Here is a 17,304-nt window from a genome sequence, read left to right on the forward strand (position 1 = left end):
TATCGCCATGCAGGATTTATCCGCTTTGCCGATCAGCGGCATCAAGGATCTCTGGAAAACCGGTATCGCCGAAGGCTGGCAGGCCTTGAATGGCCAGACCATCACGGAAGACCGCACACTGGAAGCCGATGTAATCATTGTCGGCACCGGGGCCGGCGGCGGTGTCAGCGCGGAAGTGCTCACTGAGCACGGCCTCAAGGTCATTCTGCTGGAAGCCGGCCAGTTGCGCAGCTCCGACGATTTCATTCTTGATGAGGGCAAGGCCTACCACGACCTCTATCAAGAGGGGGCAATGCGCGCCACCAAGGACGCCGGCATGACCATCCTGCAAGGCCGCACCGTGGGCGGCACCACCGTGGTCAACTGGACCAGCAGTTTCCGCACACCACGCCAGACCCTGGATTACTGGCGTGACCGTTTCGGCGTCAGCGACCTGGACCGGGAAGCGCTCAACCCCTGGTTCGACCGAATGGAGCAGCGCCTTAACATCAGCAAATGGGCCATGCCACCAAACGCCAACAATGCCGTGATCAAGAAAGGGTGCGAGAAACTGGGGTGGCACTGGGGCATCATTCCACGCAACGTCAGCGGCTGCTGGAATATTGGCTATTGCGGCATGGGCTGTCCCACCGACGCCAAGCAATCCATGCTGGTCACCACACTGCCGGCGGCAATGAAGAAAGGCGCCACCTTGCTCTACAGCACCCGCGCCGAGCGACTGCTGATGGAAGGCGATCAGGTCGTGGGGGTGGAAGCGCGGCCTTTGAATCAGGCCAAGGAGCCCACCGGCGCCACCCTGACCCTGAAAGCGCGGGCCGTGGTGGTTTCCGGCGGCGGCATTCAGAGCCCGGCGTTGCTGTTGCGCTCGGAGGCGCCGGATCCGGAAAAACGGATAGGCAAACGCACCTTCCTGCACCCCACCAGTTTCACTTTTGGTCGGTACCAAGAGGAAGTGGCCCCCTACTATGGCGCGCCCCAGTCCTTGTATTCCGACGAGTTCATCTTCAAATACGGCGTGGACGGCCCCGGCGGCTACAAGCTGGAGATGATGCCGCTGCATCCGGGGCTGGCCAGCGCGCTCATCGGTGGCACCGGCGAACAGGCACGGCAGCAGATCACCGGTTTGCCGCATCTGGCGGCCTCCATCGCGCTGGTCCGCGACGGCTTCCATGACAATAGCGAAGGCGGCTCGGTGGAATTACGTGACAACGGCGAGCCCGTGCTGGACTACCCGGTGAATGGGTATCTGCTGGAAGCGGTGAAACGATCCCATCTGACCCAGGTGGAAATGCAGTTCGCCGCCGGTGCCAAGGCAGTGCGGCCCGGTCATTCCCATGCTCCGTACTACCGCAACTGGGATGAGGCCCGGCAAGGCATCGAAACCCTGGAATACGCGCCTTTTATTACCTCGCTGGGCAGTGCTCATGTGATGGGCGGGTGCGCCATGGGCGACGACGAAAAACACTGTCTGGTAAACCACGACGGCAGCTACAAATATCTGGACAATCTCTACGTCATTGATGGCTCGGTGTTTCCCACCAGTCTCGGGGTCAATCCGCAATTAAGCATCTATGCAATCAGCGCGCGCAACGCCACCGCCCTGGCGGAAAAGCTCAGCGCCTGAAGGAGCCAACCACAAACGCGCTCAGGTGCCGCGTGATCGCGCGGCACTTTCCTCCAGCTTTCGCTGCTCCCGCGCCAGCAGATCACGCACCTCGGACAGCTCCGCCATGCGCCGCTCCACCGCTTCCCGTTTTTCCGCCATCAACGCCGCCCCCCGGGCACAATCAATACGATCGTCACGTAGCGCGTCCAGCACCTCGCGGATTTCCCTGAGGGAGAACCCCAGCTCTTTCAGTTGCCTCACCATGGCTACCCGCTCCACCGCCGGTTCCGGGTAATCACGGTAATTGTTACCACGGCGGTCCACTTCCCGCAGCAGCCCCTGTTTCTCGTAATAACGCAGCGTGTGGCGACTCACTCCGGTTCTTTGTTCCAGTTCCGCGATGCGCACCTTTCTCTCCGATCAATATTGACCTTAGAGCATACTCTACACTTTACAGTGGCGGGCCACTCATCAGGGAGAACCGTCATGACGCTACTGATCACCGGCGCCACCGGCTTTATCGGCCGTCACCTGTGCGCCCGGCTCACCGCCGGGGAGCAGCCCGTTCTGGCGCTGATGCGCCACCCGCAAGCCCTCGCCAAGCTCCGCGCCACCGTGGACCGGCTCGGAGGAAACAGCCACTACCTCGATGCTCTGCCCGGAGACCTGGATGCCCCCGATCTAGGCCTTACCGGCAGCCCGCCGCCACTGGACGCGGTGGTGCATCTGGGCGCCCGCTTCGGTTGGCGGTTACCAGCGGAAGCCGCACGCCGGACCAACGTTTCCGGCAGTCTGGCGGTGGCGCGGCTGGCGCGGCATCAGCATTGCCGGCTGGTCTTCATCAGCGGCTTCATGCTGGAAAACCAGCGCCACCTGAAACGCCTGGGAATTGACGGAGAGGATCCGGCGGCCATCGACTGGCAACGGGTGTACCGTCATGCCGGAGCCTATGAAGCCAGCAAAATGGAAGCGGCAATCACCGTGCGCTGGCGGCTGCGCAACGAGGACTGGGTGGAAGTACAGCCCGCCACGGTGGCGGGCCACAGCCTCAATGGCGATCTGGATCCGGCGCAACCCCTGCACGCTCTGATCGACAATCTGGCCCGGGGGCGACTGGCGGTGGTCCCCGGCGGGCCCGAACATTGGCTGCCGTTGATTCCGGTGGATACCCTGGCCGCGATCATCGATCACGCCATCCGGGATCCGGCGCCGCCACGGCGAATCCTTGGGCTGGACCCGGGCACGCCAAACCTGAAGCCGATGCTGAACCTGATCGCCGAAACCCTGGGATGCCGCGCCCCCGGACTCCATTTCCCCATTCCGCTGCTCGCTCACTTGCTGCGGTTGCCCGCCCTGGCTCGATTCGCCAACACCGAACCGGAAGCGCTCCATTTCATCCAGCCGGAGCGGTTCGATCTGAGTGACACCACGCCCTTCCTGGAACGCACCGGCGTGCGCCTCCCGCCAATGCCGCAAGTGCTTCGGGCCAGCGCCGGCCACTATCTGGAAAGTCACGGCCGGACATCGGAAAAACGGCAAGGTTCCCGGTAATGTGCGTGCGCGCATGGATCGCGTTATGCTTGGCGCCCCATTTCAAGGACAAAGCGAGCCGAACATGACCAATCGCGTTGTTTACCCGGGCACCTTCGATCCCATTACCAACGGCCATAAAGACCTTATCGAACGGGCCGCCGACATGTTCGATGAAGTGATCGTGGCGGTGGCCGCCAGTGAAAAGAAACGCCCCCTGTTCACGCTGGAGGAGCGCGTCGGGCTGGTGGAAGAATGCATTCAGGAACGCGATAACGTCCGTGTGGTAGGGTTTTCCCAGCTGCTGGCGCACTTCTGCCAGGACCAGGAAGCCAACATCCTGCTGCGGGGCCTGCGAGCGGTCAGTGACTTCGAATACGAATTCCAGCTCGCCAACATGAATCGCAAGCTGGCGCCGGAACTGGAGACCGTGTTCCTCACACCGGCCGAGCATTTGTCCTTTATTTCCAGCTCCCTGGTTCGGGAAATCGCGCTGCTGGATGGCGATGTCAGAGAGTTCGTGCCGGACAACGTGGCCATCGCGCTGGAGCGCCGCAAGAAAGAACTGGCCGGCGAGTAACACCGCCGGCCTGCTCGTTGGTGAAGATGCTTGGTGAAGAGAAGAGCCCACCGGTACGGATTGAATCAGGAGCCTCCTTATGACACCGCGTGCCTTGCTGCTGTCCCTGCTCGCCGGCTTGGCCTTGCTGTGCGGCACCACCGCCGCCGTGGCCGGCACCCCCGATAAAGCGGCCATCGCCAGTGCCCACCCTCTCGCCACCGAGGCCGGTTTTGAGGTGCTGGATCAGGGGGGTAACGCTTTTGACGCCGCCATCGCCGTGGCCGCCGCCTTGGCGGTAGTGGAACCTTACTCCGCCGGCATGGGCGGTGGCGGTTTCTGGTTGCTGCATCGCCAGAAGGATGGCTATGAAACCATGGTGGACGCCCGGGAAACCGCGCCCGCCGCTGCCACCGAAACGCTGTTTCAGGATGACCAGGGCAAAGTCGTGCGCGACCGAGCCATCAATGGTCCCCTGGCCGCCGGCATCCCCGGCCAGGCCGCGGCCTTCGTCCACCTGAGCGAGCGCTACGGGCGTCTGCCGTTGGCCCGGACCCTGGCCCCGGCGATCCGTCTGGCCCGCGATGGCTTCCCAGTGGAAGACCACTATCGGACCCTGGCCGGCTACCGCGTTGACGTCCTCAATCGCTACCCGGAAGCGGCCTCCATCTTTCTGCGCGACGGCAAGATTCCCGAGGCCGGCACGACGATCCGTCAGCCGGATCTGGCCAAGGTTCTGCAGGCCATCGCCGACCAGGGCTTCGACGGTTTCTACCGTGGCCCGCTGGCCAAGAAGATGGTTTCAGGGGTTCGCGAAGCCGGGGGTATCTGGACCCTGGAAGACTTGGAAAACTATCGGGTGAAAGAGCGCCCCCCCATCATTGGCGAGTACCGGGGAGCCCGTATCGTTTCCGCGCCGCCGCCTTCCTCCGGCGGGCTGGTGATGATGGAGACGCTCAATATCCTCAGCAATTTCAATGGCGGCGAGATTAGTAAGGACTTACTTCCTCATCTTGCGGTGGAAGCCATGCGGCGCGGATATCAGGATCGCGCCCGCTATATGGGTGATCCGGATTTTGTGGATATGCCTGTGGATAAGTTGGTGAGTAAGTCCTACGCCAAAGCGCGCGCCGCTGGCATTGAACTGGACAAAGCCACACCCAGCGCCAGCCTCGGTGATCCGGTGACGGTGGAGGAGGGCTTCCATACCACCCACCTGTCCGTACTCGATGGCGAAGGTAACCGGGTCGCCGCCACGCTCAGCATCAATCTGCCCTTCGGCAGCGCTTTCGTGCCCCCCGGCACCGGAGTCCTGCTCAACAATGAGATGGACGATTTTTCCGCCAAACCGGGCAGCCCCAACGCCTATGGCCTGGTCGGCAGCAAGGCCAACGCCATCGCTCCCGGCAAGCGCCCCCTCTCCTCGATGACGCCGACCTTCGTGGAAATGAAGGACGGCGTCGCCATTCTCGGGACCCCTGGTGGCAGCCGCATTATCTCCATGGTACTGCTCGGCGTGCTGGAAGCGGTGGATGGCAAACCGGTGGAAGACTGGGTCTCACGGGTTCGTTTTCACCATCAATACCTGCCTGACGAAGTGGAAGTGGAGCCGGACTTCCTGGACACCGCTGAGGCCCGTGGGCTGGCGTTACGCGGCCATACCCTGAAATCCACCGGCCGCCGCTACGGCAACATGCAGGCGATTTATTGGAATAAGCGTACCGGCGAGGTCACCGCCGCCAGTGATCCACGAGGCATTGGCGCCGCTCGGGTGCGAGCGCCGGATTCTTGAGACGGTCCGGCGCGTGACGGCACGGATCAACCGGGTAAGATAGGGTTGATCCGTCTCACAATGGGAGGCCTCGACGGTGGACCTGTTGATGCCGCTCGCACCGCATCCCCGGTTGCGGCGTTACATCAGCCATTACTGGCTTAGCCGGAACAGTAGTGCCGGTGACCACCGCATCCTGCCCGATGGCTGTGTGGATCTGGTCCTGGCCGCCGGTCACGACCTCACCGTCACCGCCTACGGTTCCACCACCGCCCCGGGAACCGCCCGCGTACAGGCCGGCCATCACTATCTCGGCATTCGTTTTCATCCGGGACAGCACCGTCATTTTCTGCCTCTGCCGGCGGCGGAACTGCGCGATCGCGCCCTCCCTTTGCCAGACAATCGAGGACTGATCGCGACATTAGGTTCCCAAGTTTTTACCCATCCGCACCCATGTCGGATCCTCGATCAGCTGCTACTGGACTGGCTGGGGCATTATCCGGCGGAGACCGACGCCCTGGATCGTTGGCTGCTCCACGCGCCCTGGAAGAGCGGTATCGCCCCTGTTTGTCATGCCTTCGGAGTGAGCAAGCGCCAACTACAAAGGCAATTTCAGCAGCGCCTGGGTATCAGTCCCGGGACCTTTCTGACCATCCGCCGCTGCCAATGGCTGATCCGAACCCTGACCCAAGAAGGCGTGCCGCCCCTGGCGGCGCTGGCCCAGGACGCCGGCTTCAGTGACCAGAGCCATATGACCCGTACCCTGAAACGGGTGATGGGCGTGACCCCCGCCGCCGCCATCTTGCCCGATCACGATGTCGCTTTTATTCAAGACGCGATGCGCGCCGCCCCCTAATCTGACACCTCCCGGAGCCTGTTCAGGGGCTCCTATCTGACGGAGATCGACGATGAAACTATGGTCAGGTCTGGTGGTGAAGGATCCCACGGCGGCACGGGACTTTTACGTGAGCCACTTCGGCAGCGAGGTTCTGTTCGACAGCGACTGGTTCGTTTTGTTGACCCTGGGGGGCGGCGAGCTAGGCTTCCTGAAGCCCGATCAGGCGGCACAAGCCCCCATGTTCCGGCAAACGGTAACCAGCGGCGCCTGGGTCGCCGTGGATGTGGACGATGTGGATGCGCAGTACCAACGATTCCGCGACGCCGGGGTCGACATCGAGGTGCCACTGCGGGACGAACCCTGGGGCGACCGTCACTTCGTCGTCCGTGATCCCAACGGTATCCCGGTGGATGTCGTGCGCCATGGATGATGGCGCCACCGCCACGGCGGGGAGTATCCTTGAGCGGAAATCGATGGCACGGTTGGTTCATGAAGTCTTTTTTTCCTACCCTGGCGATAGGTTTGTGTTTGCTGCTGATCGCTTGCGATGAGGGCCCCTCCCGGCCCGCGCCGCCGCCGCCTTTCTCCCACCCTCCGGGACCACCGGCGGTGGCCGGTGTACCCGTGGAAACACATCAGAGCACGGTGCGGCTGTTTCTGGACCATCTGGCCCGGAGGGAATCCGAAGCCGGCTGGGATCTACTCAGCCGGGAAAGCCGGGCGCTTTACCCCGACATCATGGCCTTCGCCCGTCAGACTTCGGAACTGGCGGAACTGGCCGCGGACCTGCTCGCCGACCCCGCCCTGACCTGGACCACCCGGGCCGTGGCGCCGGGAGCCCAGGTCGGGGTGACCACGGTGTCCGGCGAGACCCGGCGTGAGGGGATGACGGATAATGTGGCGTTCAGTTGGATCACCCGTTTCCAGCAAGGACGTCTGGCCATCGAGCTGCCGCCCCAGGCGGATGACACCCTCTACCGTTGGGAAAATCCCAGCGGCACCGGACCCGGCGGTCTTTACCAAAGCGACACCCCCCTAACCATAGCCTTTCCGGCAAACGAGGAGGGAGACGATAATGGCGTGGAAAGGGTGCACATCAGCCTGGACCAGCGTCTAAGCGTGGCGCCGATGACCGCGATGGAAAAAGAAGACGACACCATCCGCTACACTTTCGCTCCGGAATCCCTGGCGCCTGGCCCTCATGTGGCCACCGTGACCTGGTGCGATAGCGAACTGAAAATCTGGTACCAGAGCACCGCGGTCTTCGTCGTCACCGCCGCCCCGTCTCCAAGCTGACACGCTGCTGGAAATCGTGTCTATTCCTGCTCCCGATCCGCGCTGAGCAAGGACTGCAGCTCCTCACGTCCACGAGCGGACAGCTCGATCAGTTTCTCCAACTCATCGCGGTGGGCCACCTGTTCGCGCAGCAGCCGCTCGTCCACTTCGCGGAAGGTGCGCACCAGATCGATGGCGGTGGTCTCCGGCAGACCCAGCTGCGTCAGTACCGCCTGGCTGGCGCGCAGACTGGATTCCAGCGTTTCCCGCACCACATGCTGCACCCCCAGCGCCAGCAGGGAATAGGCATGATGGCGGTCCCGCGCCCGGGCAATCAGCGTTACCTTGGGAAAATGCTCGAGAATCAAATGAGCGGCGCGCAGTGAGTCCTCCACGCCATCCACCGCCAGCACCACCACCCGGGCGTGCCCGATACCGGCATGATGGAGCAGATCCAGCCGGGTAACGTCGCCGAAATACACTTGGTTGCCGTAGCGCCGCACAGTATCGATGTGCTCCGGATTGGTATCCAGCGCGGTGAACGGAATGTTCCGGCTCAGCAGAATACGGCCAATGATCTGGCCAAAGCGGCCAAATCCGGCCACCACCACCTGTGGCTCCTGATTGTCGGGCATCGGCTCCTCGGGCAGCGCGGCACTGGGCCGCTGTTCCGGCCAGAGCCGGGTAACCAGTTTCAAAAGCAAGGGGGTGGCGGCCATGGACAGCGCCACCACCAGGTTCAAACGGCCGATGTCGTCGCTGCCCAATAACCCCAGAGCACCGGCCTGAGTGAACAGCACGAAGGCGAATTCACCGCCTTGACTGAGTAGCAACCCGAACAGCAGCGCGCCACGCCAGCTGTTGCCGGAGACTTTGGCTATCACCATCAACACCAGGGTTTTCAGCGCCAGCAGCGCCACACCCCAGGCCAGGATGTCCAAGGGTGCCCGCACCAGCAGGCGCAGGTCCATGGTCATGCCGATGGCCATGAAGAACAGCCCCAGCAGCAGTCCCTTGAACGGCTGAATATCGGTATCGAGCTGCTCCCGATAGGGCGAGTTGGCCAGCAACATACCGGCCACGAAAGCCCCCAGCCCCATGGACAGGTGCAGCATTTCCATCAAGGCGGCGGCGCTCAGAACCAGCAGCAAAGCCGTGGCGGTCATCAATTCCCGGTTATGCAGCTTGGCCAGCCAGCCAAGCCAGGGATTCAGCAGATAACGCCCGGCCAGGACCATGCCGGCCAACGCCAGGAACCCGATCAGCAGGTTGGGTTTATCCGCGCCCTCGGCACCGCCGGCCAGGGCCGGCAGCAGCAGCAGCAGCGGGATCACCGCCAGATCCTGAAATAACAGAATGGAAAAAGCACCCCGCCCCTGGGGAGTGCCCAATTGCCGGGTCTCCACCAGCATTTGCACGGCAAAGGCGGTGGAGGACAACGCCAGGGTGGCGCCAATGGCGATAGCCGCGTTGGTGGGTTCACCCCACCACAGGAAAAAGCCGGTCAGCAGGGCGGCGCTGAACACCACCTGGCTCACCCCCATGCCCATCAGCTGGCGGCGCCGCGCCCAAAGCTGTTGTGGTGCCAGTTCGAGGCCTACCACGAACAGCATCAACACCACGCCCAGTTCGGCGAAATGCAGTACCTGATCCGCGCCCTGGATAGCGGCCAGGCCCATCGGCCCCACGATCACGCCGGCCACCAGATAACCGAGGATACTGCCCAGTCCCAGGCGCTGAAACAACGGCAACAGCAGCACCGCTGCGCCCAACAGCACTAACGCTTGTACGAAAAAACCTTCCATCGGCGGCTCCTCGGAATTGGCTATCGCGGCTCGTCAGTCCCAGCGGATCGGCGCTTCCGAGGAGCCGGGGGAGGGCGGCTGCCCGGCTGGCCCTTGCTCCCCCGATGCCACGACCCCCAACACCCGCACCCGGTCACCGGCCTGCACCGCGGCGGCGGCCCGGGTCACTCGCGCCAGCGCGTACCCTTCACGGGTCTCGATTACCCGCGCCCGGGTCAGCTCCGCCCCGGCCAGTTGAATCGGCAAACCGGTGTCCGGGTCCTTGATCTGCTCCCCTGGCCGGTACACCGACACCATCGCATCGGTTTCCAGCCGTCCCGCGCCCTGGCTCAGGTAGAGCATATCGCCGCTGACTTTCAGGACCCGCACCGGATACAGCACGTCCGTGGCGGCGCCACTCAAGGCACGGGCGATGCTGGGGTAAAGCCGGTCGGCCAGACGCTCGGGATGGCGGCGATCCTCGATGTTCTGTAGACGCGCCCAGGCCCGCACCGTGGCCTCGTCCTGCCGCCAGTCGAACAAGTCACTCCACAGCACTTCACCGGTGGCGGTATCCAGCATCCGGTAACGGATCCGCACACGGGGCTCGAACCCCTGGAAGTCGGCACCGTAAAAGCGACGTTGACGGTCGCCGATGCTGAAATCCTCAATGCGCCCCACCAGCAACACATCGGCGCCCTGCACCCGGCCCAGACGGGCCCATTCCGCCGGCTCCACGCTGCCACCGGACACCGTTACTCTTTCCTGTTCCAACACCGCCTGATGGGCCCGATCAAGCACCCGGAACCGGCCCGCCTGCGTGAACGCATCGACCAGATCGTCCCGCAGCCGGCCTTGCACCTCGGCGGCGCCGATGGTCACTTCACCCAATTGATATTCATTGGCACGGGTTTCGAAAGGCATCACCGCGATGGCGGGAAGGTGTCCACGCCCCGGACGCAAGGACTGATAACGCAGCACCCGGGCTTCCACGCTCGCTTTCCACAAAGCGTCGTCGACCCGATCTACCGACAGCACTTGATAGCTCCGCAAGCTGCCCAGGGTAGGCAACTGTGGATCCGCTACCGAGGTCTGGCTGCCGATCCAGGTGCTGACGTCGCCCTGACGCTGAATCAACCACTGGCCGACCTTGCGCCGAAACGACGGGTCCACCGCCAGCGCCACGCCACCGGCCTGACGCACCGCGCCGACCAGCGCTTCGGAGACCGCATGTTGCGGTGTTTCACCATAGCCCTCGGCGGTCACCTTGACGGTTTCGGTGGCACTCCAGACCAGGCTGCTCAATAACAGACCGAGCGTCACCAGGAGGATTCTATAAGACCGGATCACCATAACTGCCTCCGTGCCCATTGGGGCAGCCGGTTATAAACCAAACAGGCTGCGGCTGCGGGTCTTGCGGATTTCCTTCTCGCCGGACCATTCGATGATGCCGCTCTGGATATTCAGCAGTTTGAGCGTGAATTTGTAATACACGTCCTTGGTGCTGTTATCCCGTTTAACGATGGAGGACAGATTACCGTAGAGCATGAACTCGGCGCCGATCTGCCGCCCCATCTGGGCGGCGGTGGACTGATCCACCATGCCGGAGTCCTGTTGGTACTCCAGTTGCTGACGCACGCGGTCCACCACGGTCATGTCGACGAAACGGAACTTGCCGGAGTTGATCAGCCTGGACTGAATGGTGTCCGTAATGGATTCGGTGTCCACGTGCTCGCTGGTCTTGTTCTTGACCCGGTCCACGAACAGCACCGGGCGACGGTTGCGGGTGAGTTCCACCACCGGTGGGAACACCATCATGTCATCCACCATCTTGGTGGCGATCATCTGCAGGTCGGAGGAGCCGAAATCCGGAGTCACGGTCTCCCGCGCCTGGGGGTCGCCGTACTCCACTTTCGAGGCACAACCGCTCGCCAGCAGCGCCACTCCCAGCATTATCGCCATCACTACGCGCATCTTCGCTTCTCCTCGCGGACATCCATTGGGGTCGGGGCGTTATTCACGCACCCAGATTTCAAAGCGCACGGCACTGGGGTTGGGCGCCACCGCCTGCACATTGGCCTGACTGCGGCCGGCCATCACCAACTGGCGCCAGGGTTGGGATTGCGGCGCCAGTTCAAAGCCTTGCTGGTCGAACCATTTGATCTTGTACTGGAAATCCAGTTCAAACTTCCAGCCGTTTTCCAGCGTGGCCTGCATGTACAGCAGGTCATTGACCCGCTTGCGCCGCACTTCCTCCACCGACAAGCGGCTGGCCAGCAGGCTGTTATTGGAGTACAGCTGCAAATGCTCGCCGTCATCCGCCACTTCCAGGCGCGACATATTACTGGCCGAACATGCCGTCAGCAGCAGCACTGCCAACATCGGCGCGACGCGGCAAAGAAAACGGGTCATAAGGGTCCCTCCTGAACGGGTAGCACTCGGGTGACCAGACGCCCGGCGCGTTCGGTCACGTGAATCAAGGTTAAACCGCGCTCCATCACCGGTACGGTCACGCTAGCATCGCCCCCCGGGCTGCTCAACAGAACCTGCTGCTCCCCCACGGGCACGCTGATACGGCCAGCCTGGACGTAGGCCGGCAAGCCCAGCCAGCTGCGCCGGTCAGCCTGCTCGCTGATCAGGTTGAACAGCTGTGTGAGAAAGGCGCCGGCGCCGCCAAAGTCGTCGTTGGCTTTCTTCTGCAGATTATACTTGCCGGTGGCGCGCAGCACCTGACGAATCAGCATTCCCGGCGCCTGCTCCCGCAGATTTCGTGCCGCCAGGGCGCCGACATCCGCCAGTACCCGGGTTTGCGCGCTTTGCTCTCCAACGTGAAACGTCAGCGGCCGGGCTGCGGACCAGGACGTCACTGAGTAAGAAGGAAACGCCACCAGAAACAATCCATGCGGGGTGGGAATGGGCAGGCTCACTTCCTGCCGCGCCGGTACCTCGCCTTGTTCGTAGAGCACCGCCACGGTGCCAATGCCGCGCTGGCGATAGCCGTCCAGGGCCCGGGAAACCCGCTGCACGTCGGCCTTGAGCCAATCCGCCCGGGGATGCAGCTCCAGCGCCTTCTTATAGTCCACCAAGGCGTCGTTGTATTCTCCGTGGGCTTCCCAGAACAGCGCCGAGAGATAGAAGGTCCAGGCGTTCTGGAAGCTGCTTTTCACCGCGCCGGCGGCGAGATCCAGACCTTCGAAGTAACCTTGGTACTGGGACAGATCCAGGACGCTGGCGGCGTCCTCATCGGCCTTGGCCAGCTCTTTCTCACGGCGCTGTTCGGCCATGCGTTGCGCTTGCGCGGCCCGGCGCAATTCCACCGCGGTGCCGGTGACATCGCCGGCGGCCCAGTAGTTCAGCGCCTGATAGCTGTAAGTGAAAATACGCTCGTAATCCGGCGCCCGATAGGGCAGAGCGTTGTCGTTGATCAGCAGAGCGCCGGTCTGCGATGCCAGGCCGGTCACGCGGATCAGCGCCTGGGCATCGGTGTGCTCATAGTGGTTGATGACATCGGCGAACACCGTCCGGCTGGCGGCGTCGTTGCCCAGACGCTGCTGCAATAGCCCAAGTTCCTGCAAATAAAGCACCCCGTCCCGGCCCTTGCCGGCGCGTTCGAGGTGTTGAACGATGGAGGCGTCGCGGCCAGGAGCGGGATGGACCCAGGATTGGGCCTGGCTCGGATAAGGCTGGAACAAGGACCCCATGGCACAGCCGGCGAGCCAGAACGGCAACACCAGCATCAAGCAGAGTGTTTTGCTTTCCCAACCACGGCCTGCTTCCATGACAGCCCTGAAAGCCAGAGGACCCGCCACCGGACATGGCGGGCCCGATCGGTTTAGAACAGCACCCGGGTGCGGATGGTGCCTTCGATGGTCCGCAGCTTCTCCAGGGCCAACTGGCTGTAGCCCTTGTTCACGTCGATCACGACGTAACCGATATCTTCGTTGGTCTGCAGGTACTGGCCACAGATGTTGATATCGTTCTCGGAGAAAATGGTATTGATCTGGCTGAGAATGCCCGGGATATTCTGGTGAATATGCAGCAAGCGATGCATATCCGGGTGGGCCGGCAGGGCCACTTCCGGGAAGTTCACCGCGCTCAGGGTGGAGCCGTTATCCGAGTAACGGATCAGTTTCTCGGACACCTCGGTGCCAATGTTTTCCTGGGCTTCATGGGTGGAACCGCCGATGTGCGGCGTGAGGATGACGTTATCGAAATCCCGTAGCGGGCTGATGAATTCGTCATCGTTGCCCTTCGGTTCCTCCGGGAAAACGTCGATCGCCGCCCCCAGCAGGTGACCGTCCCTGAGGGCGGCGGTCAGCGCTTCGATGTCCACTACCTTGCCGCGAGCATAGTTGATCAGATAGCTCTTCGGCTTCATCGCCCGGATCTGCTCTTCCTTGATCATCCAGCGGGTAGCCGGGGTGTCCGGCACGTGCAGGCTGGTCACGTCACACATGCCCAGCAGGTCGTGGAGGCTCTGCACCTGGGTGGCGTTACCCAGCGGCAGCTTCGGCACCACGTCGTAGAAGTACACTTTCATACCCATGGATTCGGCCAGCACCGACACCTGGGCACCGATGTTGCCGTAGCCGACGATCCCCAGCTTCTTGCCGCGAATCTCATAGCTGTCCTTGGCGGATTTCAGCCAGCCGCCACGGTGAGCCACCGCGTTCTTCTCCGGAATGCCCCGCATCAGGTTGATGGTGTGGGCGATCACCAGCTCCGCCACCGAGCGGGTATTGGAGTAGGGCGCGTTGAACACCGGAATGCCGCGTTTCAGCGCCGCCTTGAGATCCACCTGGTTGGTGCCGATACAGAAACAGCCCACGCCGATCAGCTTCTCCGCCGCCGCGAACACTTCTTCGGTGAGCTGGGTGCGGGAGCGGATCCCCACGAAATGGGCGTCCTTGATAGCGTCGGTCAAATCGCTGCCGGTCAGGGCCTTGGGCAGTAGCTCCACGTTGTGGTAGCCGTTCGCCTTCAGATTATCCACCGCGTTCTGGTGGATGCCCTCGAGCAGGAGGATACGGATCTTGTCCTTCTCAAGAGAGGTATGGGCCATGGGTGGTCTCTATAGCGGGCTAAATGGGCGCGTATGGTATCATAGCGCGCCCCGGATGAGAGCCACCCGGACCGGTTGCCTTTTTCAAGTTGAGTTGAGGACTGTTGGAGTCGCCATGACCGCTTTAGCCCATGCCGCCCTGGAACACCTGACCGAACTGCTCGGTGCCCGCTGCCTGACCGACCAGGACAGCGCTCAGCGCTACGGGGTGGACTGGACCAAAGTCTGGGCCCCGGCCCCCAGCGCCGTACTGCTGCCGGAAACCATTGACGAAGTGCAGCAGATCGTCGAAATCGCCAATGAGCACGGTCTGCACCTGGTGCCCTCCGGCGGCCGTACCGGCCTTTCCGCTGGCGCCGTGGCGGCGTCCGGCGAGCTGGTGGTGGCCTTTGACCGGATGAACAAGGTGCTGGACTTCAACGCTTATGATCGTTCCGTCACGGTCCAGCCCGGTGTGATCACCCAGCAGCTTCAGGAGTACGCCGAGCAGCAGGGCCTGTTCTATCCGGTGGATTTCGCCTCCGCCGGCTCCAGCCAGATCGGCGGCAACATCAATACCAATGCCGGCGGTATCAAGGTGATCCGCTACGGCATGACCCGGGACTGGATCACCGGCCTGAAGGTGGTCACCGGCAAAGGCGAGCTGCTGGAGCTCAATAAAGGACTGATCAAAAACGCCACCGGTTATGACTTCCGCCACTTGTTCATCGGCTCGGAAGGCACCTTGGGCTTCGTCGTGGAAGCCACCGTGAAGCTGGCCCGCCAGCCCAAAAATCTGACCGCCCTGGTACTGGGCGTACCCGGCTTCCAGGAAGTGATGAAGGTGTTGCACGCCTTCCAGTCCGAACTGGACCTCACCGCCTTCGAGTTCTTCTCCGACAAGGCCATGGCTCATGTGCTGGCGCACGGCGTCTCCCGCCCCTTCGATACCGATTGCCCGTTTTATTGCCTGCTGGAATTCGAGCAGGTCTCCGAACAAACCGCCGACCAGGCAATGGCGGTGTTCGAGCGCTGTGTGGAACAGGGTTGGGTGCTGGATGGCGTGATGAGCCAGTCGCTGCAGCAGCTGGATCAGCTGTGGCAGTTGCGCGAACGGATTTCCGAATCCATCGCGCCGCACACCCCGTACAAGAACGACATCTCGGTAACCATCGACAAGGTGCCGGAGTTCGTCGAGGCGGTGGACAAGGTGGTCCAGGACGCCTATCCGGATTTCGAGATCGTCTGGTTCGGCCACATCGGCGACGGCAACATGCACCTGAATATCCTGAAACCGGAGGCGCTGCCGAAGGAAGATTTCTTCGAGAAATGTAACAACGTCTCCAAGTGGGTGTTTGAAATCGTGGAGCGCTACAACGGCTCCATTTCCGCGGAGCATGGTGTCGGCATGACCAAGAAGCCCTACCTGGGCTACTCCCGCGGCCCCGAGGAAATCGCTTATATGAAGGCGGTGAAACAGGTCTTCGATCCGAACAACGTGATGAACCCAGGCAAGCTGTTCGACCTCTAACCGGTCGATCGTCAGCCCTTTTTTCAGGATTATCGTGATGACGCCAAACTATCTTCACCGTTGGATCGACGGCTCGACCATGGATATGCCGGTGGGCAAAGTGGTGTGCGTGGGCCGTAACTACGCCGAACACGCCCGCGAACTGGGTAACGAGGTACCGGAACAACCCTTGCTGTTCATGAAACCCGCCTCCGCCCTGGTGAGCCTGCATGAACCGGTGGTGCTGCCCAAAGGGCAGGGGGAAGTCCATCATGAAGTGGAAATGGTGGTCATGGTCGGCGAGACACTCAGTGGCGAGACCGATCCCGACCGGGTCCGCTACGCCATCGCCGCCTATGGCGTGGGTCTTGATCTGACCTTGCGGGACCTGCAAAACACGCTGAAGGCCAAAGGGCATCCTTGGGAACGCGCCAAGGCCTTCGACGGCGCCGCTCCGGTGTCCGGCTTCGTCGATGCCCGTGGTATCTCCGTGCGCCAGAATCTGGAAGTATCACTGGAAATCAACGGCGAGACCCGTCAGCACGGCCACACCGGACAAATGCTGTTTCCCACCTTTGAGCTGATCGCCCACATCAGCCAGACCTTCCGGCTGGATCCTGGTGACCTCATTTTTACCGGCACCCCCAGCGGCGTGGCGGCACTGAATACCGGCGACAAGCTGACCGCTCGGCTGGGCAATATCATTCAGGTGTTCTCGGAAATCGCTTAGCGCGCCAAGGCTGGCCGGCGCCAGGCGCCGGCCGGACGGATCATTAGTCGCCGATATCCTCGTCGTCCTTTTGATCCTTGTTGTGCTTCACTTCGGACCCATCGTCGCAGGTAGGTGGATTCTGGAAAGTGCTGGTGACGTCCAGCAGGCCAAGATGCTGAATGGTGCGGCGTCCGAGAAGCACCGGATACAGCATCTCGCTACGGTCACGAAGACTGAACTGCTCTTCGTACACGGTATCACCCATACAGATTTTCATCAGTACCACCGGACGCTCATCCTTGCCGCCGGCGCCACGCACGGTGAGATCCCGGAACAGTGGCTTTTCGTATCGGCGCTCCACCTTCTTGCCGCTGTCCGCGTCTTCCACATCCACCGTGAACCGCACCCAATCCTCACCGTCCTTGGTGAAATTTTCGATATCGGTGGCCTGCATGGAGGACGTCAAAGCGCCACTGTCCAGTTTGGCTTTCATCTCCACATCCCAGGACTCAATGGTGGTTTTCTCCACCCATCCAAACACCTTTTTCCCATCCTGGTCCGCCTGTGCCGTGACGGTGAAAACCAAAGCCACCGTCATGATCAGGGCAGCGCTGGAAATTCGTCTCATTGATCGGCTCCTTTTGGATCTCTATGGCGTTGTCCGGAAATAGACCCGTG

General features: G+C 62.2%; 17 protein-coding genes. 9 read left to right on the top strand and 8 right to left on the bottom strand.

From position 1 onward, the window contains the following. Nucleotides 1-7 precede the first annotated feature (7 nt). Nucleotides 8-1,624, top strand: a complete 1,617-nt coding sequence (locus CRO06_RS09765) for a GMC family oxidoreductase (RefSeq protein WP_097058342.1) — start codon at nt 8-10, stop codon at nt 1,622-1,624. Nucleotides 1,625-1,645: 21 nt separating this feature from the next. On the opposite strand, the gene CRO06_RS09770 is transcribed toward CRO06_RS09765, so the two are convergent. Next, nucleotides 1,646-2,014, bottom strand: a complete 369-nt coding sequence (locus CRO06_RS09770; RefSeq protein WP_097058343.1) for a MerR family transcriptional regulator — start codon at nt 2,012-2,014, stop codon at nt 1,646-1,648. 78 nt (nt 2,015-2,092) lie between these two features. Between CRO06_RS09770 and CRO06_RS09775 the strand changes: the two genes are divergently transcribed. The 6 genes from CRO06_RS09775 to CRO06_RS09800 all read left to right on the top strand — a co-directional run bounded on the left by CRO06_RS09775 (nt 2,093) and on the right by CRO06_RS09800 (nt 7,600). Beyond that, the gene (locus CRO06_RS09775; protein WP_097058344.1) at nt 2,093-3,157 is read left to right on the top strand and encodes an SDR family oxidoreductase; all 1,065 of its coding nucleotides are present in this window, start codon (nt 2,093-2,095) and stop codon (nt 3,155-3,157) included. A 64-nt stretch (nt 3,158-3,221) separates the two neighbouring features. Then, nucleotides 3,222-3,716, top strand: a complete 495-nt coding sequence (gene coaD / locus CRO06_RS09780) for a pantetheine-phosphate adenylyltransferase (protein WP_026948814.1) — start codon at nt 3,222-3,224, stop codon at nt 3,714-3,716. Nucleotides 3,717-3,795: 79 nt separating this feature from the next. Further along, on the top strand, nt 3,796-5,487 hold the full coding sequence (gene ggt, locus CRO06_RS09785) for a gamma-glutamyltransferase (protein WP_022997426.1): 1,692 nt from the start codon (nt 3,796-3,798) through the stop codon (nt 5,485-5,487). A gap of 88 nt (nt 5,488-5,575) precedes the next feature. Beyond that, nucleotides 5,576-6,322, top strand: a complete 747-nt coding sequence (locus CRO06_RS09790) for a helix-turn-helix domain-containing protein (protein WP_143247738.1) — start codon at nt 5,576-5,578, stop codon at nt 6,320-6,322. A gap of 52 nt (nt 6,323-6,374) precedes the next feature. Then, nucleotides 6,375-6,734, top strand: a complete 360-nt coding sequence (locus tag CRO06_RS09795) for a VOC family protein (RefSeq protein WP_022997424.1) — start codon at nt 6,375-6,377, stop codon at nt 6,732-6,734. A 59-nt stretch (nt 6,735-6,793) separates the two neighbouring features. Further along, nucleotides 6,794-7,600: a hypothetical protein gene (locus CRO06_RS09800; RefSeq protein WP_022997423.1), complete on the top strand. Its 807-nt coding sequence runs from the start codon at nt 6,794-6,796 to the stop codon at nt 7,598-7,600. A gap of 20 nt (nt 7,601-7,620) precedes the next feature. On the opposite strand, the gene CRO06_RS09805 is transcribed toward CRO06_RS09800, so the two are convergent. The 6 genes from CRO06_RS09805 to serA are packed head-to-tail and all read right to left on the bottom strand — an operon-like array spanning nt 7,621 to nt 14,425. Then, nucleotides 7,621-9,384, bottom strand: coding sequence for a monovalent cation:proton antiporter-2 (CPA2) family protein (locus tag CRO06_RS09805; protein ID WP_022997422.1), 1,764 nt, complete (start codon nt 9,382-9,384; stop codon nt 7,621-7,623). A 33-nt stretch (nt 9,385-9,417) separates the two neighbouring features. Continuing rightward, entirely contained in the window at nt 9,418-10,716 is a 1,299-nt protein-coding gene (locus tag CRO06_RS09810; RefSeq protein ID WP_055100263.1) for a CsgG/HfaB family protein, read from the bottom strand. A gap of 30 nt (nt 10,717-10,746) precedes the next feature. Beyond that, nucleotides 10,747-11,337 (bottom strand): penicillin-binding protein activator LpoB, encoded by a 591-nt coding sequence (gene lpoB / locus CRO06_RS09815; protein ID WP_022997420.1) that lies wholly within the window; start codon nt 11,335-11,337, stop codon nt 10,747-10,749. Nucleotides 11,338-11,376: 39 nt separating this feature from the next. Continuing rightward, a complete protein-coding gene (locus CRO06_RS09820; RefSeq protein WP_022997419.1) occupies nt 11,377-11,775 on the bottom strand; it encodes a YcfL family putative periplasmic lipoprotein in 399 nt (132 codons plus the stop codon). Beyond that, a complete protein-coding gene (locus CRO06_RS09825; protein WP_097058345.1) occupies nt 11,772-13,142 on the bottom strand; it encodes a COG3014 family protein in 1,371 nt (456 codons plus the stop codon). Before CRO06_RS09825 ends, CRO06_RS09820 begins: the two co-directional genes overlap by 4 nt. A gap of 53 nt (nt 13,143-13,195) precedes the next feature. Continuing rightward, nucleotides 13,196-14,425, bottom strand: a complete 1,230-nt coding sequence (gene serA / locus CRO06_RS09830; RefSeq protein ID WP_022997417.1) for a phosphoglycerate dehydrogenase — start codon at nt 14,423-14,425, stop codon at nt 13,196-13,198. Between the two features lie 115 nt (nt 14,426-14,540). Here serA and CRO06_RS09835 point away from each other — a divergent pair, with 115 nt between their 5' ends. Both CRO06_RS09835 and CRO06_RS09840 read left to right on the top strand, forming a co-directional pair. Continuing rightward, on the top strand, nt 14,541-15,935 hold the full coding sequence (locus CRO06_RS09835; RefSeq protein ID WP_022997416.1) for an FAD-binding oxidoreductase: 1,395 nt from the start codon (nt 14,541-14,543) through the stop codon (nt 15,933-15,935). 37 nt (nt 15,936-15,972) lie between these two features. Beyond that, nucleotides 15,973-16,644: a fumarylacetoacetate hydrolase family protein gene (locus tag CRO06_RS09840; protein WP_022997415.1), complete on the top strand. Its 672-nt coding sequence runs from the start codon at nt 15,973-15,975 to the stop codon at nt 16,642-16,644. Between the two features lie 43 nt (nt 16,645-16,687). On the opposite strand, the gene rloA3 is transcribed toward CRO06_RS09840, so the two are convergent. After that, the gene (rloA3, locus tag CRO06_RS09845; RefSeq protein ID WP_022997414.1) at nt 16,688-17,254 is read right to left on the bottom strand and encodes a retropepsin-like aspartic peptidase RloA3; all 567 of its coding nucleotides are present in this window, start codon (nt 17,252-17,254) and stop codon (nt 16,688-16,690) included. Nucleotides 17,255-17,304 lie beyond the last annotated feature (50 nt).

The organism is Alloalcanivorax xenomutans (assembly GCF_900217905.1).
GTDB classification, from domain to species: domain Bacteria; phylum Pseudomonadota; class Gammaproteobacteria; order Pseudomonadales; family Alcanivoracaceae; genus Alloalcanivorax; species Alloalcanivorax xenomutans.